We start from the raw sequence: 19,215 nt of genomic DNA on the forward strand, positions 1-19,215 counted from the left end.
GGTTGAACCACCACGGGGGTTGGCTCGTCGTCCAGAACGACCAGCAATTTCCCCCGATTGGACCCACCATGACCGTGCTCATGAAGCGATTGACCCCCACACTGTTCGTCGCGATCGGCGCGATGCTCGCGCTCGCCACCCTGTCCGCCTGCTCCGGCGGGTCGACCCCGACGGCGGACGCTCCGTCCCCGCCCGCGTCCGCTCGGCCGTTTCCTCAGTCGGCGCGCTTCGTCGCCGACATGAAGTCGCCCGACGGTAAGCCCATGACGATCGGCATCTCCGTCGACGGCGGCCAGGTCGTCGCCTACGCCTGCAACGGCACCGACGACGAAGCGTGGTTCTTCGGCAAGCAGACCGACGGCACGATAGACCTCGAGTCGAAGTACCGCGACGCCCTGAACGCGCGGTTCGACGGCACCGACGTCGACGGTGACGTCACGATGAACGGGGTGACCTACGCGTTCACCGCCGCGCCGGTGTCCGGGGAGGCCGGTATCTACACCGCCGACCTGAACGGCGTTCGTGCCACCTGGGTGGTCCGCGAAGACGGTTCGGCCGTCGGCGTGCAGCTCAACGGAATCAGCGGAACGCTCGACCAGGCCGACATCATTCAGCTCAATGACGCCCAGTTCCGCGCCGAGGTCCGCAACAAGCGACAGCTCCAGCAGGCCCAGCAGATCACCCGCCTGTCGAACGGGGCGATGCGATCGACGATCAACGGCGGTGACGTCACGCCGACGCCGGTGACCGGTTCGTTCCGCTTGCACTGACAAGCCGATGACCGGCGGGGGCGGTCTTTCCTTCACCCAGAATCAAAACCTTCCGCCCCCGCGGAGCCGTGCGTAGCGTCAAATCACCGTGACCGCCCCCGTCGACCTCGCTGCACCCAACGCGCCCATAACCGCCGGGCCTGCCGCGAATCAGGCTCGGCGGCAACGCAAGTGGGCCGCCGTTCGGTTGGCGTCTCCGGTGCTGTTGCTTCTGCTGTGGCAGCTGCTCAGCGCTGTCGGCTTGATCCCGCAGGACGTGTTGCCGGCGCCGTCGCTGATCCTCGAGGCCGGGGTGGAGCTGATCCGCAACGGCCAACTCGCCGACGCGCTGCACGTTTCCGGCATCCGGGTGGCCGAGGGCCTGGTGCTCGGCGGGTTGCTCGGCGTCGCGCTCGGCACGGCCGTCGGGTTGTCGCGGTGGGTCGAGGCCGGCATCGATCCACCCATGCAGATGATCAGGGCGCTTCCGCACCTCGGCCTGATTCCGCTGTTCATCCTGTGGTTCGGCATAGGCGAACTGCCCAAGGTGCTGCTGGTGGCGTTGGGTGTGAGCTTTCCGCTCTACCTGAACACGTTCTCGGCCATCCGCCAGGTGGATTCGAAACTGTTCGAAACCGCTCAGGTGCTGGGATTCTCGTTCTGGCAACGGTTCTGGCGCATCATCGTGCCCAGCGCGGCGCCGCAGGTGCTCGTCGGTTTCCGGCAGTCGCTGGCGATCGCGTGGCTGACGCTGATCGTCGCCGAACAGATCAACGCCGACAGCGGGATCGGCTTTCTGATCAACAACGCCCGCGACTTCCTGCGGATCGACATCATCATCTTCGGCCTGATCGTGTACGCGCTGCTCGGCATCGGCACCGACGCGATCGTCCGCATTCTCGAACGACGCGCATTGAGGTACCGCTCATGACACTCGCCACGGCACGGGAAGTGCGCACCGCCGCCGAATTACGCCACGTCGACAAGTGGTACGGCGACCACCATGCGCTCGTTGACGTGTCGCTGACGGTCGGTCGCGGCGAAATCGTCGCGCTGATCGGCCGCAGCGGATCCGGTAAGTCGACCGTGCTGCGGGTGCTCGCCGGCCTGTCGCCCGAACACACCGGAGAGCGAATCGTGTCGGGCGCGCCGGCGCTGGCCTTCCAGGAGCCGCGGCTGTTCCCGTGGCGCGACGTGCGCACCAACGTGGCGTACGGGCTCACCCGCAGCGGGCTGCGTAAGGACCGGGCACGCGCCCGCGCCGAGCAGGCGCTGGCCGATGTCGGGCTCGCCGAGCGCGCCGACGCGTGGCCGCTGACGCTGTCCGGCGGTCAGGCGCAACGGGTTTCGCTCGCTCGCGCATTGGTCGCCGAACCGGAGCTCCTGCTGCTCGACGAGCCGTTCGGTGCGTTGGACGCGTTGACCCGGCTGAGCATGCGCGAGCTTTTACTCGACCTCTGGCGTGAGCACGGGTTCGGCGTCCTGCTCGTCACGCACGACGTGGACGAGGCCGTCGCTCTGGCCGACCGGGTTCTGGTGCTCGACGACGGCCGTGTCATCCACACGCTGGAGATCGCCGACCCGCGCGCCTCGATCGGCGCGGACGCCTACCGCGCCGAACTGCTCGAACAGCTCGGTGTGCAGAGCTGAAACCCATTGCTACCGAGGGGAATTTTCATGCCCAGAGTCGTCGTCGTTCTCACGCTGATCGGCCTCCTGCTGACCGGCTGCGTGTCGCGCCAGGACAGTGCGGGTGCGCAAGAGGCGCCGGCCACCGTGCCGCTGTCCGACCTCGCCGGGGTGACGCTCAACGTCGGCGACCAGAAGGGTGGCACCGAGGCCCTGCTGAGGGCGTCGGGTGCGCTCGACGATCTGCCTTACGAGATCAACTTCTCGACGTTCACCTCCGGCCCACCCCAGATCGAGGCCGCCACCGCGGGCAAGATCGACTTCGCGATCACCGGTAACACGCCACCGATCTTCGGCGCCGCGTCCAACGCGAAGGTCAAGGTGGTATCGGCCTACGACGGCGGCGGATACGGAGATCAGCTCCTGGTGCACGCCGACGCGCCCATTCAGCGCGTCGAGGATCTGCGCGGCAAGAGCATCGCGGTCGCCAAAGGCAGCTCGGCGCACGGGCATACGCTGGTCCAGCTCGACCGCACGGGGCTGAACGTGTCCGACGTGAAGCTGGTGTTCCTGCAACCCGCCGATGCGCTGTCGGCCTTCACCCAGCGCCGCGTCGACGTGTGGGCCATCTGGGATCCCTACACCGCGCAGGCCGAGACCGATCTCTCGGTGCGCAGCATCGCCACCGCGACCGGCATCACCAACGGCGCCGGCTTCGGTGTCGCCTCCGACGCCGCGTTGGCCGACCCGAAACGCAACACCGCGTTGAGTGATCTGCTGCAGCGCTACGCCAAGGCCGTGCGGTGGGCCAACGACAACCGCGAACAGTGGGCCCAACGCTACGGCGAGGAAGTGGGCCTCGCCCCCGCGGTCGCCTCCCTGGCGCAGGGTCGCAGCCTGCGGTTGCCGACCGATCTGTCGGGCAAGTTGATCGCCTCGGAGCAGGAGATGGCCGACCTGTTCGCCGAGTCCCAACAGATCGCGGCCGCACCGGATTTCGAACGCTGGGTCGACCGTCGCTACACCGACGTGCTCGAACCCCTCTACCTGGATCGTGATTAGGAGCGACATGCCCTCGGCGAAGTTCTTCTGGTTTCTGCCCACCGCCGGAGACGGCCGATCCATCGTCGGTTCGTCGCATGCGTCGTCGCAGAAGACGGTGCCCGCCAGTTACCGTCCACCGACGCGGCGCTACCTCGCCGAGGTGGCCCGCGCCGCCGACCGCCTGGGCTACGAGGGGGTGCTGACGCCGACCGGAACCTGGTGCGAGGACGCGTGGTTGACCGCATCCGCCCTGCTCGCGGAGACCGAGCGGTTGAAGTTCCTCGTCGCGTTCCGGCCGGGTCTGACGCCGCCCACACTGGCCGCGCAGCAGGCCGCCACGCTGCAGCGGTTCTCGGACGGCCGCGTGCTGCTCAACATCGTCAGCGGCGGCGACGACGTCGAACAGCGCCGGTTCGGCGACTGGCTCGACCACGACCAGCGCTACGCGCGGACGGGGGAGTTCCTCCACATCGTGAACTCCGTCTGGCGCCAGGAATCGCTGGACTTCGAGGGCGACCACTACAAGGTTGCCGACGCGCGGGTGTCGGCGCCGCCGGATCCGTTGCCGCAGATCTACTTCGGCGGGTCGTCGCCCGCGGCGCTGCCGATCGCCGCGCGGTACGTCGACGTGTACCTGACGTGGGGCGAACCCCCGCAGGACGCGGCGGCCAAGATAGCCGCGTCCGTGAGCTCGCCGAAAAGCAGGGCCGCGCCGTGCGGTTCGGGATCCGGTTGCACACCATCAGCCGGGACACCTCGGAGGCCGCGTGGGGGGTCGCGAACGAGATGATCGCGGAATTGAGCCCGGAGCAGATCGCCAACGCCACTGCACTGCACTCGAAGTCGCAGTCCGAAGGCCAGCGCCGGATGACCGCTCTGCACGGCGGCCGGACGGATCGACTCGAGATCTACCCGAATCTATGGGCCGGTGTCGGGCTGGTGCGCGGTGGCGCGGGCACCGCGCTGGTCGGCAGCCACGAAGAAGTCGCCAACCTGATCTACGAGTACTACTCGCTCGGGTTCGACGAGTTCATCCTGTCGGGCTACCCGCACCTGGAAGAGGCGTACTGGTTCGCCGAAGGCGTGCTGCCGCTGCTCAAACGCAAAGGCGTCGCCTGATTCGTGGCTATGGTCAGCAGCTGAACTTCTCGCCGGTCTGCGGGGGCGCGGTGGCCGGCTGCAGACATCCGAACGGTTCGATGCCGGCGTCGCTGAACCGGACCGCGGACCGGTAGGCGTAGTTGACGCAGAACAGTCCGACGGTGTCGGTGCGGCAGCGGTAGTCACCGAAGGACAGGACCTGCCCGTACGGGAGTTCGGGCCCCTCCCCGGCGGTGAACCGGCCGGGATCGCCGTGCACGGAGCCGACGGTGACGGTGGTGCCGTCGTAATCGACCCAGCCGCCCTTCCACTCGCCGTAGGCGTCGTCCGGCCGCGGCGGCGGGTTGACCAGGTCCACCAGGCAGGCCAACGCCCCGTCGGCGTACTGGCTGTCGGTCATACAGCTGGTCTTGCCCGACGGCGTGGTGAATGCGACGTCTTCGCCGAGGTCCGTCGTCTGCCCGTCACGCGAGGCCGCGTGATACTGGCCGGCGTCGGCGGGTTCGCCGGCCTCCACCCAGGCCATCACATCCCCGATCGGGGCGCCCGGGGCCGGCGGAGCGGCCGGCTTGGGTTTCGTCGTGGACGTCGTCGGCGAACTCGCCGACGGGGATGGCGGAATCGGTTCGATCCGTTCAGCCTGTCCGCCCGTCGTCGTCGAACACCCCGCTACCAGCACAGACGCGATCAGCACAGCCATTCGCATACGGGCCAGGCTAGCGGGCCGACACGCAATCCCTGGCCAGGCGCGGCGCGAGTCCATTGCTAACGTCGGGTGATGCACGAACACACCGTCCGCGCGACCATCGCCTCGGGCACGATCGAGGGCTTCACCCGCGATGGCGTGCACCGCTGGCGTGGGGTTCCCTATGCGCGCCCGCCGGTGGGCCCGCTGCGGCTGCGCGCGCCCCAGCCGGTACAGCCGTGGCGCGGCGTCCGGTACTGCCACGGATACGGCAACTGTGCGCCTCAGCAACGCATGTACACGATGCTGGCACCGGGCAAGTACCAACCGATGAGCGAGGACTGCCTGACGCTCAACGTGGTGAGCCCGAAGAAGCGGTTCGACTCCGCGCTGCCGGTCATGGTCTTCATCCACGGCGGCGGCTACTTCATGGGAACGTCGGCCACGCCGATCTACGACGGCGCGGCACTGGCCCGCAAGGGGTGTGTGTACGTCTCGGTCAACTACCGCCTCGGCGCGCTCGGCTGTCTCGACCTGTCGTCGTTGTCCAACGGGACCTTCACCATCGACGACAATCTGTACCTGCGCGATCTGGTGACGGCGCTGCGCTGGGTGCGCGACAACATCGCGGTGTTCGGCGGCGACCCAGACAACGTGACGATTTTCGGTGAGAGCGCCGGAGCCCACGCCGTGGCCACGCTGCTGGCGGTGCCGGCCGCCAAAGGCCTGTTCGCCAAGGCGATTTCAGAGAGTCCCGCGGCCGGTATGGTGCGCACGCCGGAGGTGGCCGAGCAGTACGCGACGAGGTTCGCCGAGATGCTGGGCGCGGGGGAGGGCAACGGCGCCGACGCGGTGATGGCGGCTCGGCCGGCCGAGCTGGTCACCGCGTTCGAACGGCTCATCAAGCAGGGGCAGCGCGAGATGCTCGGCGCCTTCGCGGCCGGGCCGACGAGCGGAACCGATTACCTGCCACTGGATCCCGTGGAGGCGATGCGCAGCGGCAAGGCGCACCGGGTCCCGCTCATCGTCGGGACCAACGCCGAGGAGGCCAACCTCTTCGGCCGTTTCCTCAAGCTGCTGCCGATGTCCGAACCGATGATCGAGCGGCTGCTCGCCGAGGCGGAACCCGAAGAGCGGGAACGCATCACCGCGGCGTATCCCGGTTACCCCGACCAGAAGGCATGCGTCCAGTTCGGCGGCGATTTCGCATTCGGCTCGGCCGCCTGGCAGATCGCCGAGGCGCACAGCCGCCACGCTCCGACCCACCTGTATCGCTACGACTACGCACCGCGCTCGTTGCGGTTGGCGGGACTGGGCGCCACACACGCCACCGAACTGCTGGCGGTCTTCGACGTGTACCGCAGCCGGTTCGGGCGCCTGCTCACAGCGGTCGGGGACCGGCGAAAGGCCCTGCGTGTCAGCGATGACATCCAGCGCCGCTGGCGCGAATTCGCCCGTACCGGCGTCCCCGGCGACGACTGGCCCGCCTACACCAGCGCCGACCGTGCCGTGCGAGTCTTCGATCACCGCCCGCGAATCGAGTTCGACCCGCACGCCGCCCGCAGGGAGGCGTGGGAGGGCTTCTCGCTGGTCTCGCGATAACGGTGGCGCCGCCACCCGAACAGGTCACATGGAGGTGACAAGTGCCCACCATCAACGTCGTGGAGCGCCCCGCAGAACTGAGCGCCGAGTGGCTGACGTCAACGGTCGGCTCACCGGTCGCGGACTTCTCGTACGAGCGCATCGGCACGGGGCAGATGAGCGAGTGCTACCGCGTCGCGCTGACGTACGCGGCTGAGGGCTCCGGTCCCGCGACGGTCGTGCTCAAGGTGGCCGCCAGCGATCCGGTGAGCAGGCAGACCGGGCTGGCGCTGGGCCTCTACGAGCGCGAGGTGCGGTTCTACACCGACATCGCGCCGCGGATCGGGGGACCGGTGGCGCCGTGCTTCTCCTCGGGGTTCAATCCCGAGACCGGTGCCTTTCATCTTCTGCTCGGCGACGCCGGACCCGCGATCGTCGGCGACGAAATCCGCGGCGCCTCAGCCGAACAGGCCATGCTGGCGCTGTCCGAGCTGGGCCGGCTGCACGGACCGCTGCTCGGCGATCCCGCGGCCGCCAGCGCCGAGTGGCTCAACCGTGAGGCGCCGGTCAACCAGGCGTTGATCGCCGGGCTGTATGCGGGGTTCGCCGAACGCTATGCCGACAGGATCGCGCCTGCGCACCGTGAGGTGTGCGAGCGGCTGATCGACGCATTCGACGCCTACATCGCCGCCGAGTCCGCACCCGACCGGGTCAAAGGACTGGTGCACGGCGACTACCGCCTGGACAACATGCTGTTCGGACAACCCGGCGCCGACCGCCCGCTGACCGTGGTCGATTGGCAGACGGTCACCTGGGGACCGGCGATGACCGACGTCGCGTACTTTCTCGGCTGCGCGCTGCCCGTCGAGGTACGTCGCGAGCACTACGAGGCGCTGCTGTCCGCCTACCACTCGGCGCTCGGTCCCGATGCCCCGATCACCATCGACGATGTCCGAGACGGGGTGCGCAGACAGACGTTCGGCGGGGTGATGATGGCGATCATCTCGTCGATGCTCGTGGAGCGCACCGAGCGCGGCGACGAGATGTTCATGACGATGCTGCACCGCCACTGCGAGCATGTGCTCGACGTCGATGCACTGGCCACCCTGCCGGAACCCGTTACGCCCGAACCCCTTACGCCGACTGCCGACGACGAAGGCGACCATCCGCCCGGTGACGAACCGCTGTGGAACGAGAGCTGGTACTACGACTTCGTCGACCTCGAGCAGGAGATCGGCGGATGGGTGCGTCTCGGCCTGTACCCGAACCTGCACAAATCGTGGATCAACGGCCTGGTGTGCGGGCCGGGCATCCCGACCTACGCACTGCTCGATTTCGAAGGCACCGGCGACATCGAGTTGATCCTCACGGCCACCGAACCGCTCAAGACCTATCGCGTCACGATGCGGGGCCGCGGTGAGGCGTACGACGATCCGGCGGCGCTGCTGCGCAACGAATCCGGGCGGCCCGTCGACGTGTCGATGGAACTCGAGTACACGACCGCGGGCGCGCCGTATCTGTACCGGATCACGCCGCGTTACGAGATCCCGTGCACGGTGTCGGGCACCGTGTCCGTCGACGGCCGCGAGTTCACGTTCACCAACGTCCCGGGCCAGCGTGACCACTCCTGGGGTGTGCGCGACTGGTGGGCGATGGACTGGGTGTGGAGCGCGTTGCACCTCGACGACGGCACCCGCCTGCACGGCGTCGACATCCGCATTCCGGGCGCCCCGCCGCTCGGCATCGGGTATGTGCAATCGGCGGGTGAACCGCTGATCGAACTGCAGGCCGTCACCGCGCGAGAGACGTTTGCCGACAACGCGTTACCCGTCGAGACGACGCTGACGCTCACGCCCGGCGACGTGACCGTCACCGCCGAGGTGCGTGGCCATGCGCCTGTGCTGCTGGTGTCGCCCGACGGCCGCATCAGTCACTTTCCCCGCGCCTGGGCGACGGTCACCACGCCCGACGGCCGCAAGGGCGTGGGCTGGCTGGAGTGGAACCGCAACCAGGGCTAGCGCGGGGCGTACATGATCAGCCCCACGCCGACCAGACAGATCAGCGCGCCCGTGACGTCCCAGCGGTCGGGTCGAAAGCCGTCGGCGACCATGCCCCAGGCGAGTGATCCGGCGATGAAGACTCCGCCGTACGCCGCCAGCACCCGGCCGAAGTGGGCGTCGGGCTGAAACGCGGCGACGAAACCGTAAGCGCCGAGGGCCATCACGCCCGCACCGATCCACCACCACCCGCGGTGCTCCCGCACGCCCTGCCACACGAGCCACGCGCCGCCGATCTCGAGCACCGCGGCAAGGACGAACAGCATCACCGACTTGAGCACCATCACGTCACTCAGCGTGCCGCGAGCGTGCGCAAAATGCTGGCATGGCGCGGCGTGTCGTGTGCAAACACGCACGGTCGCGCAACGAAGGGGAGCTAGGCGCGGTGGGCGCTGTCGTCGTCGAGATCGTCGCGGTTCAGGCCCATCGGCGTCGCGGCGGGGACGTCGCCTGCGGCGACCACCTTGCGGGTGATCGGCGTCAATGCGCGGAACAGCGTCTCGATCTCGTCGTCGGTCAGTGCGTCGAGCACCGGCAGTGCCAACTCGTCGGTGGCGTCCTCGATCCGCTGCTTGAGATCGCGCCCTGCGTCGGTCAGTTCGTCGCCGTCGAGCAACCCGCGGTCCGTGAGCCGCGATCGGTACGACTCCCACTGCTCGTCGTCGTAGTCGCGGCTGCGCATGATCATCTCCTTGGGCACGCGACCCGCCGCGGCGTGCAGCACGTTGCTCTCGCGTCCGGAGATGCCGTGGTTGACGAGCACCGCGATATGCCCGTCGCCGCGCTGTTCGCGCAGCAGTGTGGTGGCGTGCCACAGCTTGGCCAACGGCTCGTCCGGCCATGGCAGCGCGGCGTTGGCCGCGAACAGCGGGCGGCCGTCCAGAGGGGCGTTGCGTGCCGCTTCGGCCAGCAGGTCCGCCGCGGTCGCCACGTCGTCGCCGTGTCCGACGTCGTACCGCTCGAGCGCCGCGACGGCGGACTGCTGCCGGACACGCAGCGCGTCGGCCGGGGGAGCGACCTCCCATGCTGCCGGGAGCGCCTTGGCCACGCGATGCGGCGCGAAGTTGTAGAACGCCGCGGTCACCACCTCGGGCGGCACCTGGCCGAGTGGCGCCGACCTGGCGGCGAAGTAGCCCATCCAAAACCCCTTGTAGCCAAGGTCGTCGAGGGCGGTGCGGGCTTCCGGGGCGAAGTAGGTGACGGCGTGCACGGGTTCGAGTCGATCGAAGAATCGGCGCGCCAACGTCGGTTGCCTGTCCACGTCGGCAGTTAACCACTCACACCTGGACGCGCTCGCCGGGGTCCCGGTGTCAGCCGGGGGTGTCCGCCGACACCGCCGAACTGGCCTCGTCGATGATGGCCCGCATTGCCTGTTCGGCTGCCGCCTCGTCGCGCATCCGGATCGCGCGTGCCACCTCGTCGTGCAGATTGATCGCCGCCGGATTCGGCGTCCTGGGCATCATCGCGTGATGTGTTCGCCCGGTGAGCACCTCGGCGACCACGCCGTTGAGCGCGCGGAACATCTCGTTGCCGCTGGCCTCGAGCATCGTGCGGTGAAAGAGCTTGTCGGCCTCGAGATAGGCCTCGAGGTCCCCGGCCCGCCCGTGCACGACCATGTCCGAGACGGCGGCCGCCATGATGCGGCACTGGTCCGGATCAGCCCGCCGCGCGGCCAGCGCCGCCGCAGCGGGCTCGAAACCCCGCCGAAGTTCGGAGAGCGAGACCAGCTGCGCCGCTCGGTCGCCGGATTCCAACCGCCAACGAATCAGCATGGGGTCGAACACATTCCACTTCTCCGCGGGTTGAACCGTGATGCCGACCCGGCGTCGCGATTCGACCATGCCCATCGACTCGAGCACCCGGATGGCCTCGCGTGCAACGCTGCGCGACAACCCGTGTCGCGCGCTGACACCGTCCAGCGTCAGCACCTGCCCGGCGGGATACTCGCCGGAGACGATCGCCGTGCCGAGCGAGTTCAGCAGATTGCCGTGCAGCGCGCCGACGATTGGTTGAGACGCCACGGATACATCTTTTCATACGATCGGTAAACCGATCTAAAGACATATCAATGCGTGATGCTATTGCAATCATATGACTATTACGGCATGCTGTGTGATGCCAAACACAACTGGGTAGGTGGAGGAAATGGCGTCTCCAATCGTCGTCATGGGCGTTTCGGGCTCGGGCAAGTCGACTGTGGGCGCCGCACTCGCGCAGCGCCTGCGCGTTCCGTTCGCCGACGCCGACGACTTCCATCCCCCTGCCAACATCGCGAAGATGACCGCCGGTGAAGCGCTCGACGACGACGACCGCTATCCCTGGCTGGAGGCGATTGGCGAGTGGCTGGCCGAACACTGCGCAACCGGTGGGGTGATGAGTTGTTCGGCGCTCAAGCGCAAGTACCGCGATCAGTTGCGGCGCCACTGCGCCGAGACCGAACTGCTGCATCTGGTCGGCACTCCGGAGATCATCGGCAGGCGGCAAGCCAGCCGTCCCGGACACTTCATGCCGGCATCTCTGCTCGCGTCCCAGTTCGACACCCTCGAACCGCTGGCCGCCGATGAGCGCGGCGTCGACATCGACGTCGACCAGAGCATCGACGCCATCGTCGAGGCCTACGTATCCGCAACGGGTTCGAACTCGACCGACCGGCAAGACGCGTGACCGCCGCACCGGTCGGGCCACATCCGTTGCCGCCACACGGCGTAACAGCTAGATACACCCGGAAACACGCACGGTCGGAGGCCTGATGGAAGCAATCGAGCCCGCCTACGGAGCAACCACGCTCCTGTTGATCGCCGCGGTGGCGGTGGCGGTCCTGCTGTTCTTGATCATGAAGGTCAAGCTGCACGCCTTCGTGGCGCTGGTGCTCGTCAGCGTGCTCACGGCGCTGGCCGCCGGCATCCCGGTCGGCGACGTTCCCGACGCCATCAGCTACGGGTTCTCGAACACCCTCGGTTCGGTCGCCCTACTGGTCGGCTTCGGCGTCATGCTCGGTCGGCTGCTCGAAGTCACCGGCGGCGCACAGGTTCTCGCCGATACGCTCATCGCCCGGTTCGGTGAGAAGCGGGCGCCGTTCGCCCTCGGGGTCGCTGCCCTGTTGTTCGGCTTCCCGATCTTCTTCGACGCCGGCCTCGTCGTCTTCCTGCCGATCATCATGACGGTCGCCCGCCGCTTCGGGGGTTCGCTCCTGCTCTACGGCCTGCCGGCCGCCGGAGCGTTCGCCGCCATGCACGCCCTGGTCCCGCCCCACCCGGGTCCGGTCGCCGCGGCCGAAGCGCTGGGCGCGAGTATCGGCGTGACGCTCCTGATCGGCGCGCCGGTCGCCGTCCTGTCGTGGTACATCGGTGTGCTGCTGGTGTCGCGGGTGATCGGGCGCCGTGTGCACGTCGACGTCCCGACGGCCTTGTTTGGCGAGATCAACGGCGGAGCAACGACTCCCGAGCCCGATTCCGCCGATGGCGCCGGCACGTCTGCGGTGGCCACTGCGGCCCGAACCGCACCGTCGTTCCTCACCGTGCTCGGGGTGCTGCTGCTGCCGTTCGTGTTGATCTCGTTCAACACCGTCCTCGACACCCTGGTCTCCGCCGGCGTGCTGGAAGAGGACGCCACCTGGGTGCGCTATCTGATGCTTCTCGGCAACACCAGCGTTGCGCTGCTGATCACGGTGATCGTCGCGGCCGTGGTTCTGGGGTTGCGGCGGGGACGGTCGATGGACGACGTCAGCGCCCTCTACGACAAGGCCCTCGGACCCATCTGCTCGGTCATCCTGATCACCGGCGCCGGCGGCATGTTCGGCGGAGTGCTGCGGCTGAGCGGGATCGGAAGCGCGCTGAGCGACTCGCTGTCCGGACTCGGAATGTCGCTGATAGTTCAGGCCTTCATCATCGCGACGCTGTTGCGCGTGGCGCAGGGTTCGGCCACGGTGGCGATCACGACGACGGCGGGCCTGCTCAGTGCCGCGGCGGGCGAGGCGTCACTGAGCAGTCTTCATCTCACCCTGCTGTGCATTGCCATCGCCGCCGGGGCGACGGTGCTCTCCCATGTCAACGATTCGGGCTTCTGGTTGGTCAGCCGCTTTTTCGGGATGGATGTGAAGACCACGTTGAAGACGTGGACGGTCATGGAGACCACACTCGGCCTGACCGCCTTCGCGTTCAGCCTCATCTTGTGGCTGGTGATCTGACCCTCGTTGCGGGTCAACGGCATTCGCGTGTGGTCAGCCCTTGACGACTTGCGTACCGCCTGCGAGTTCGTCGTGCTTGCCCTGCTTGGTTGCGCTGCCGCTGATGGTCACGGCGATGACGATGATCGCGATGACACCGAGCAACCCGCCGACGAACGGAATGATCGGTAGCAACGTCCAGGAGTTGCGTATGGCCGCCTGCGCGGCCGTCGGCTTGGGCGCACCGCCCGGTCCGCGCACGCTCAGGCCGAGCAACTTCTTACCCGGAGTCGAGCCCATGCCCGCCTCGAAGGCCAAGAAGTAAACGAACATCAGACCGCCGGTGAAGAACCCGGTGACCATGATGTTGGAGGCGCTGTCGGTGACGAACGCGAGCAGCCAGCTCACGATCCCGACGAGGATGCCGTCGATGATTCGGGCGAGCCAGCGCAGGAGCAGGCCGCCCGGTTGTCCGCCCGCGGCGGGATAGCCGCCGCCGTACTGCCCAGGCTGTGATCCGAGATTTCCGCTAGTCATCCGAGTCAATGTACCGGCGACCTCGCGGATCAGGGCCGCTTTCGCACGCTCCGCAGGGAGGTCAGCGGAGCTTGCGCTGCTGGCGCTTTGCCTGCTTGCGAGCCTGCTTGCGCGCGGTCTCGGCCTGTTTGCGAGCGGTGTCGGCCTGCTTGCGCGCGGTCTCGGCCAACTCCGCGGCACGGCCGCGCGCCGTCTCGGCCAACTCGGGAGCACGGTCGCGCGCGACATCGGCCCACTCCGAACCCCGTTCGCGCGCGACGTCGGCGAACACCGCTCCGCGTTTGCGCGCCACCTCGGCGAGCTCGGGTCCGCGTTCGCGGGCGACGTCAACGAGTTCCGCGCTGCGCTTGCGCGCCAGCTCGGCGAATTCGGGCGCGCGTTCGCGGGCGACGTCGGCGAATTCGGCGCCGCGTTCGAGTGCGACGTTGGCCAACTCGCGGCCCCGCTCGGCGCCCACATGCAGGCCATGGCCCACCTTATCGGCGAACTCGCTGTCGGAGAGCGCGCCGCCCGCGGCCGCGCCGACCGGCAGCGCCGCCGTGACCGCTTCGGAGACCTTGTGCGCCGCGCGCCGGCCACGCCAACCGAGCGAAGGTTTGCCCTCGGTATCGACCGCCGCGATGATCAGCCCACCGATGAGGCTCACGTCGGTGATGAATGCACGCCGCTCGTCGGCCTTGCGCTGGGGATCTGTCTCACTCCAGAACGTATGTCCGCCAAGGCTCCCCGGCACCACGCTCAACGCGAGCGCCGCGGAGGCGAGCCGTGGGAGTTTGCCGGTCGCGAGCAGCAGACCACCGCCGATCTGGACGGCGGCCGTCGCGCGGGCGACGGTTTCGGCGTTTGTCGGAACGTTCGTCCCGACCGGATCGGGCAGCTTGCTGAGCCCCTCGAGGGTCGGGCGTGCGGCGTCGGCCGCCGGTTTCGGGCTACGAAGGGCCTCCACACCTCTGGCGATGAAGGCTGCTGAGAGCATCGGGCGCGCGATACGGCGAATCAACATGGCTCGGGAGTTCCCAGGCGTATCGGGACGCAAACGTCAATTGGACGCGTCGCGAGGAGTCCGGTGCCGCAGCGGCATGATGTACCAGAACCCGACGAGCGCGATCAGCACGACGCTGCAGGCAATCCACGCCGCAGTCCGGTCGGCGACGGCGTCGAAGATGATCGTCGCGACGCCGGAGAGCGCGACGCCGAGCAGCAGCGTGCCCGTGATCGCGAAGGCGTGCGCGGTTGCCACCAACGTCTCCATGCGGTGCCGCCGGAACAGCAGCCGGTGCATGCTGACCGGAGCGATCAGCAATATCGTCGCGCCTATGGAGCAGGCCACCGTCACGAGATAGACCGTGCGCATGACCTCGTCCAGCTCGGAGAAGTGATCGCTGAACGGCAGGATCAGCAGAAAACCGGTGAGCAGCTGCACGCCCGTCTGCGCGACCCGAAGTTCCTGCAACAGGCTCGACCAATTGCGGTCCAGCCGTTGGGCTTCCGTCTCGCGGCGCCGGTAGCCCTCCGGACCGTCGGGATCGGGTCGCTCGAAGTCCACATCTGATTCTGGCAGCCGCTCGGTTGGCCGGTCGACCGAATGACGGTTTCCGGCCGACCGGCTGGTGGCAGTGGGCGCCGGAGTAGGTTGGCGAGGGTGGCGCTCGTCGCGGGAATAGATTCATCGACTCAGTCCTGCAAGGTGCTCATCTGTGATGCGGACACCGGGACGGTGGTCCGCTCGGGCTCGGCTCCGCACCCCGACGGAACCGAGGTCGACCCCGGGCGCTGGTGGTCGGCGCTGCAGGCCGCGGTCTCGGCGGCGGGGGGTCTTGACGACGTGGCGGCGATCTCGGTGGGGGCGCAGCAGCATGGCATGGTCTGCCTTGCCGAAAACGGTCGCGTGGTACGAGATGCATTGCTGTGGAACGACGTTCGCTCGAGCAGCGCCGCCGCCGACCTGATCGACGAGCTGGGCGGTCCGCAGGAATGGGCCGCGCGGGTGGGCGTGGTGCCGGTCGCGGCGATCACCGCCGCGAAGGTGCGCTGGCTGGCTGATCACGAACCCGAGCACGCCGATGCGACCGCGGCGGTGTGCCTTCCGCACGACTGGCTGACCTGGCGGCTGAGCGGCTCCACGGATCTCGGCGATCTGCGCACCGATCGCAGCGATGCCAGCGGAACGGGGTACTTCTCCGCCGCCACCGGTCGCTACGACATCGATCTTCTCGAGATGGCCATGCGGGGCAAGCGGCCCCTCGTTCCGCCGGTGCTCGAACCGGCCGCGAGCGCCGGCCGTTCGGCCTCCGGTGCGGTATTGGGGCCGGGGGCCGGCGACAACGCCGCGGCGGCGCTCGGGCTCTGCGCCGACGAGGGCGACTGCGTGGTGTCACTGGGCACATCGGGGGTGGTCAGCGCCGTCGGGGCGGTCGCGCCCCGCGATCCGGAGGGCATCGTCGCCGGTTTCGCCGATGCCACCGGTCGTCAGTTGCCCTTGGTGTGCACTCTCAACGGCGCCCCCGTGCTCGCCGCCGTGGCCCGGATGTTGGGCGTGGAATTCGGCGAACTGGACCGGCTGGCACTGTCGGCGCCGCCGGGAGCGGAGGGTCTCACCCTGGTGCCGTATCTGGAGGGGGAGCGGTCGCCCAACCTACCCGCGGCCGCCGGAGCCCTACACGGTGTGACGACACGAAACCTACTGCCCGCAAACGTCGCTCGGGCCGCCGTGGAAGGCCTGTGGTGTTCGATGGCCTATTGCATCGAAAAGATCAGGGCGCACGGTGTCGACGTGCGACGCGTCATGCTGACGGGCGGGGGAGCGCGCTCGGAGGCGGTTCGACGGATCGCACCGGCGATCCTTTCAACGGCGGTGCAGGTACCCGAACCCGCCGAATACGTTGCGCTCGGTGCGGCCCGTCAGGCCGCGTGGACGCTGGGCCACTCGGACGCGCCGCCGACGTGGGCGCTGGGCGAGACCGCGACCTACCGTGCGGATCCCACTCCGTCGGTGTTCGACCAGTATCGGGCGGCGCAGCCGCTTACCCTGGGGCAGTGAACTTTTCGTGGGAACGATTGGCAGACGGCGTGTTTCGCACCCGGTTGCCGTTCCTCGACGTCACGGTGGGGCTGGTCGCCGGACGTAGCGGCTGCCTGCTGATCGACACGGGCAGCACGTTGGCCGAGGGGCGGGCCATCGGCGCCGACGTCGCCGAGATCGCCGCCCAACCGGTGTGCCACGTGCTTCTGACCCACGACCACTTCGACCACGTCCTGGGCCTTCCCGCCTTCGACGGCGCGCAGGTCTACTGCGCGCCACCGGTGGCCGACACCGTGACCTACGGCAAGGAGCACCTGCGCGCCGACGCGATGCGGCACGGCGCCGATGCCGCCGAGGTGGACCCGGCGATCGGCGCATTGCGCGAACCGGACTGCAAGCTCTGGGAAGCCGCTGTCGACGTCGGTGGGCGGATGGTGGTGATCAGCCATCCCGGCCGCGGCCACACCGACCACGATCTGATCGCGGTGGTGGAGGCGGACCTGACGGTCGTGTTCTGCGGTGACCTCGTCGAGGAATCGGGCGAGCCGTCCATCGACCTCGACTCCGACCTCGACGCATGGCCGGCGACGCTCGATCGGGTGCTGGCCGCAGGAGGCGGTGACGCGGTCTACGTGCCCGGTCACGGGGCCGCGGTCGACGCCGGCTTCGTCCGTCGGCAGCGCCGGTGGCTCACCGCCCAAAAGTGACGAATTTCAACACACCGGTGTGACCTAATTCATTGTCGGGTGCCTCGACGGACGGGCACGCTGGCCGTTCCTATCGAAAAATTCCCAAAAGGTGCTTCCACTCAATGCTTGATTTCGACTTCGCGTACGACCTCACGCTCGACGAGGGACGGCGGCGCGCCGCCGTCCTCGAAGCGATCGGCGACGACTGGGATCCGATCGCCGCGCTGGAGCAGGAGCGGTTGGCCTACGACATGCTCTACAGCGACCTGGACGACGACCAGCAGCAGATCTACGACGACCTCGTGCGCGCCGGTGTCCTGCCCGATCGGACGGTGACCCGTGCTGCCGACTGATCCCACCGCCGACCGCGCACGGCGGGCCTGGCTGGCCTGCCCCGGCTGCGACCACGGCGCCGGCTGCGGCGAGTGCGCCAATCAGCGCAACTGCGCCGACCACTGGCAGTACCTGCTGAGCAACCGGGCCACGGTCGTCCATCTGCAATGCCCGACCTGCGGGCATCTGTGGTCGACCGATACGCGTCACCGCAAGCGCCGCGGGGCCGCCTGACGCTCGACCCGCCCCCGAGCGCTCAGGGGTTTCTGGGGTGAATGAAGACACCGTCGGCTTCGACGGTGACGCCGTCGGCGTCGGCGATATGCCCGACCGCGAACGTCTTCGCGCCGTCCACCCGTTCGACCCAGGCCTCCGCGCGCAGCGGGTGATCAAGCCGGGTCCCGCGCCGGTACCGCGTGGTCAACGTTCCCGTGACGGCGGGCTTGCCCGGTTTGTGCGCCGTCGCGCCGAGCACGTGGTCGAGCAGCATCGCGCAGACTCCGCCGTGGACGTGCCCCGGCGGGCCCTCGAACGCGGCGCCGAGCGTGAATTCGGTCCACACTCTGCCGTCGGGATCGTGATGCACCACCAGCGGTGGGGCGGCCGGATTGCGCACTCCGATGACGACATTTCCCCACACCATCGCCTCGCCGCCGCGGGTGTGTTCCAGTCCGAATGAGCCGTCGCGCAGCGATTCACTGAGTTCGTCACTGGCGCAATCGATTCTGTCCTTCACGGCCGCGACCGTCGCAGCGTCCGCGCGGGTGCGGATGGTGACGTCGATCAGTCGGCGCACCGACTGCGCCAGGGGCTCGTACACCGCACGCAGGTCGTCGAGTTCGGAACCGGCCATGGGCTTCAGCGTGCGCACGCCTGGGCAACTCCGCAAGGCGGCGTCCCAGCCAGTGGTGCGTTGGAGGTGCGGTGTGCTCCTGCGTTGTTAGGCTAGGCAAATGGCGAAAAGCACGTCCGACGCGAAGCCGAATCTGGCCGCGACCAGTTGGGCGCTGCTGGGCATGCTGACCTACGAACACGAACTGTCGGGCTACGACATCCGCAAGTGGATCGAATGGAGCATGCGCTTCTTCTACGGAAGCCCCGCCTACAGCCAGATCTATTCGGAGCTGAAGAAGCTCGAGAAGTTGGGCCTGCTGTCCTCACGCGTCGAGAACACCGGCGGGACCCGCAACCGTCGCCTGTACAAGATCACCCCGGCGGGTCTCGACGCGGTGCGGCGGTGGGCCAACGAGGCACCCGTCGATCCTCCGGTGCTCAAGCACAACCCGTTGCTGCGCGTGACGTTCGGACATCTGACCGAACCGGAGCGCCTCAAGGAGATCCTGCAGGAGCACATCGCCTACGCCGACGACATGCAGCGCCAAGCCGCGAAGGACGCCAAGTGGGCGGGCGTGGACCCGTCGTGGGCCTACGCGAAGGTCGCATTGCAGTGGGCCGAGCGGTATTACGCCGCAGAACGCGAACTCGCCATGAAGATGCTCAAGGAACTCGACGAGGCCGAGGCCTCATTCGCGGATGCGGGTATCGAACGCGGCACGCAAATTCCTTGGCCCGCACCGGAATACTGGTACGAAATCGAGAAGAAGGCCGAAGCCGAGGACTGAT

At 68.2% G+C, this 19,215-nt stretch carries 21 protein-coding genes and 1 pseudogene; 14 read left to right on the forward strand and 8 right to left on the reverse strand.

The features are described 5' to 3' along the window. The first annotated feature begins 80 nt into the window (after window positions 1-80). From A5752_RS11970 to A5752_RS11990, 5 genes and pseudogenes are all read left to right on the forward strand, one after another. Window positions 81-770, forward strand: coding sequence for a hypothetical protein (locus tag A5752_RS11970; RefSeq protein ID WP_067085443.1), 690 nt, complete (start codon window positions 81-83; stop codon window positions 768-770). A gap of 127 nt (window positions 771-897) precedes the next feature. Then, window positions 898-1,680: an ABC transporter permease gene (locus A5752_RS11975; protein ID WP_156613792.1), complete on the forward strand. Its 783-nt coding sequence runs from the start codon at window positions 898-900 to the stop codon at window positions 1,678-1,680. Next, complete coding sequence (locus A5752_RS11980; RefSeq protein ID WP_067085351.1) at window positions 1,677-2,399, forward strand: ABC transporter ATP-binding protein; 723 nt, start codon at window positions 1,677-1,679, stop codon at window positions 2,397-2,399. Before A5752_RS11975 ends, A5752_RS11980 begins: the two co-directional genes overlap by 4 nt. Window positions 2,400-2,426: 27 nt before the next feature. Then, on the forward strand, window positions 2,427-3,440 hold the full coding sequence (locus A5752_RS11985; protein ID WP_067085353.1) for an ABC transporter substrate-binding protein: 1,014 nt from the start codon (window positions 2,427-2,429) through the stop codon (window positions 3,438-3,440). Between the two features lie 7 nt (window positions 3,441-3,447). Beyond that, window positions 3,448-4,541, forward strand: a pseudogene (locus A5752_RS11990) (LLM class flavin-dependent oxidoreductase). Window positions 4,542-4,554: 13 nt separating this feature from the next. Here A5752_RS11990 and A5752_RS11995 read toward each other — a convergent pair. Beyond that, on the reverse strand, window positions 4,555-5,229 hold the full coding sequence (locus A5752_RS11995) for a hypothetical protein (RefSeq protein WP_067085355.1): 675 nt from the start codon (window positions 5,227-5,229) through the stop codon (window positions 4,555-4,557). Between the two features lie 72 nt (window positions 5,230-5,301). Between A5752_RS11995 and A5752_RS12000 the strand changes: the two genes are divergently transcribed. Both A5752_RS12000 and A5752_RS12005 read left to right on the forward strand, forming a co-directional pair. Further along, on the forward strand, window positions 5,302-6,810 hold the full coding sequence (locus A5752_RS12000; RefSeq protein WP_067085357.1) for a carboxylesterase/lipase family protein: 1,509 nt from the start codon (window positions 5,302-5,304) through the stop codon (window positions 6,808-6,810). Window positions 6,811-6,851: 41 nt separating this feature from the next. Next, entirely contained in the window at window positions 6,852-8,807 is a 1,956-nt protein-coding gene (locus A5752_RS12005; RefSeq protein WP_067085359.1) for a DUF7064 domain-containing protein, read from the forward strand. Here A5752_RS12005 and A5752_RS12010 read toward each other — a convergent pair. From A5752_RS12010 to A5752_RS12020, 3 genes are all read right to left on the reverse strand, one after another. Continuing rightward, complete coding sequence (locus tag A5752_RS12010) at window positions 8,804-9,130, reverse strand: YnfA family protein (RefSeq protein ID WP_067085360.1); 327 nt, start codon at window positions 9,128-9,130, stop codon at window positions 8,804-8,806. The two genes, A5752_RS12005 and A5752_RS12010, sit on opposite strands and share 4 nt — an antisense overlap. A 92-nt stretch (window positions 9,131-9,222) precedes the next feature. Continuing rightward, on the reverse strand, window positions 9,223-10,107 hold the full coding sequence (locus A5752_RS12015; RefSeq protein ID WP_067085362.1) for an SCO6745 family protein: 885 nt from the start codon (window positions 10,105-10,107) through the stop codon (window positions 9,223-9,225). Window positions 10,108-10,156: 49 nt separating this feature from the next. Beyond that, entirely contained in the window at window positions 10,157-10,867 is a 711-nt protein-coding gene (locus A5752_RS12020; RefSeq protein ID WP_067085364.1) for a FadR/GntR family transcriptional regulator, read from the reverse strand. A 124-nt stretch (window positions 10,868-10,991) separates the two neighbouring features. Here A5752_RS12020 and A5752_RS12025 point away from each other — a divergent pair, with 124 nt between their 5' ends. After that, window positions 10,992-11,510, forward strand: coding sequence for a gluconokinase (locus tag A5752_RS12025; RefSeq protein WP_067085366.1), 519 nt, complete (start codon window positions 10,992-10,994; stop codon window positions 11,508-11,510). Window positions 11,511-11,595: 85 nt separating this feature from the next. Further along, window positions 11,596-13,032: a GntP family permease gene (locus A5752_RS12030; protein ID WP_067085367.1), complete on the forward strand. Its 1,437-nt coding sequence runs from the start codon at window positions 11,596-11,598 to the stop codon at window positions 13,030-13,032. Window positions 13,033-13,065: 33 nt separating this feature from the next. On the opposite strand, the gene A5752_RS12035 is transcribed toward A5752_RS12030, so the two are convergent. The 3 genes from A5752_RS12035 to A5752_RS12045 all read right to left on the reverse strand — a co-directional run bounded on the left by A5752_RS12035 (window position 13,066) and on the right by A5752_RS12045 (window position 15,094). Continuing rightward, window positions 13,066-13,548, reverse strand: coding sequence for an RDD family protein (locus A5752_RS12035; RefSeq protein ID WP_067085368.1), 483 nt, complete (start codon window positions 13,546-13,548; stop codon window positions 13,066-13,068). Between the two features lie 61 nt (window positions 13,549-13,609). Further along, window positions 13,610-14,551: a DoxX family protein gene (locus tag A5752_RS12040; protein ID WP_067085369.1), complete on the reverse strand. Its 942-nt coding sequence runs from the start codon at window positions 14,549-14,551 to the stop codon at window positions 13,610-13,612. 36 nt (window positions 14,552-14,587) lie between these two features. Beyond that, window positions 14,588-15,094 carry a DUF6328 family protein gene (locus tag A5752_RS12045; RefSeq protein ID WP_067085371.1) on the reverse strand — a complete coding sequence of 169 codons (507 nt, stop codon included), beginning with the start codon at window positions 15,092-15,094 and terminating at the stop codon, window positions 14,588-14,590. Window positions 15,095-15,190: 96 nt separating this feature from the next. On the opposite strand from A5752_RS12045, the gene A5752_RS12050 reads away from it, so the two are divergent. The 4 genes from A5752_RS12050 to A5752_RS12065 all read left to right on the forward strand — a co-directional run bounded on the left by A5752_RS12050 (window position 15,191) and on the right by A5752_RS12065 (window position 17,826). Then, complete coding sequence (locus tag A5752_RS12050; protein WP_067085373.1) at window positions 15,191-16,588, forward strand: xylulokinase; 1,398 nt, start codon at window positions 15,191-15,193, stop codon at window positions 16,586-16,588. Then, window positions 16,585-17,277: an MBL fold metallo-hydrolase gene (locus A5752_RS12055; protein WP_067085375.1), complete on the forward strand. Its 693-nt coding sequence runs from the start codon at window positions 16,585-16,587 to the stop codon at window positions 17,275-17,277. The genes A5752_RS12050 and A5752_RS12055 overlap by 4 nt, the downstream gene beginning before the upstream one ends. A 104-nt stretch (window positions 17,278-17,381) precedes the next feature. Further along, the gene (locus A5752_RS12060; RefSeq protein WP_067085377.1) at window positions 17,382-17,612 is read left to right on the forward strand and encodes a DUF6400 family protein; all 231 of its coding nucleotides are present in this window, start codon (window positions 17,382-17,384) and stop codon (window positions 17,610-17,612) included. Next, window positions 17,599-17,826, forward strand: a complete 228-nt coding sequence (locus A5752_RS12065) for a hypothetical protein (RefSeq protein ID WP_067085379.1) — start codon at window positions 17,599-17,601, stop codon at window positions 17,824-17,826. The genes A5752_RS12060 and A5752_RS12065 overlap by 14 nt, the downstream gene beginning before the upstream one ends. A 22-nt stretch (window positions 17,827-17,848) precedes the next feature. Here the strand turns inward: A5752_RS12065 and A5752_RS12070 are convergent, their stop codons facing one another. After that, complete coding sequence (locus tag A5752_RS12070; protein WP_067085445.1) at window positions 17,849-18,445, reverse strand: PaaI family thioesterase; 597 nt, start codon at window positions 18,443-18,445, stop codon at window positions 17,849-17,851. Window positions 18,446-18,545: 100 nt separating this feature from the next. Here A5752_RS12070 and A5752_RS12075 point away from each other — a divergent pair, with 100 nt between their 5' ends. Continuing rightward, window positions 18,546-19,214, forward strand: a complete 669-nt coding sequence (locus A5752_RS12075) for a PadR family transcriptional regulator (RefSeq protein WP_067085381.1) — start codon at window positions 18,546-18,548, stop codon at window positions 19,212-19,214. Window position 19,215: the final 1 nt, after the last annotated feature.

This window comes from Mycobacterium sp. 852002-51961_SCH5331710, assembly GCF_001665535.1.
GTDB lineage: Bacteria > Actinomycetota > Actinomycetes > Mycobacteriales > Mycobacteriaceae > Mycobacterium.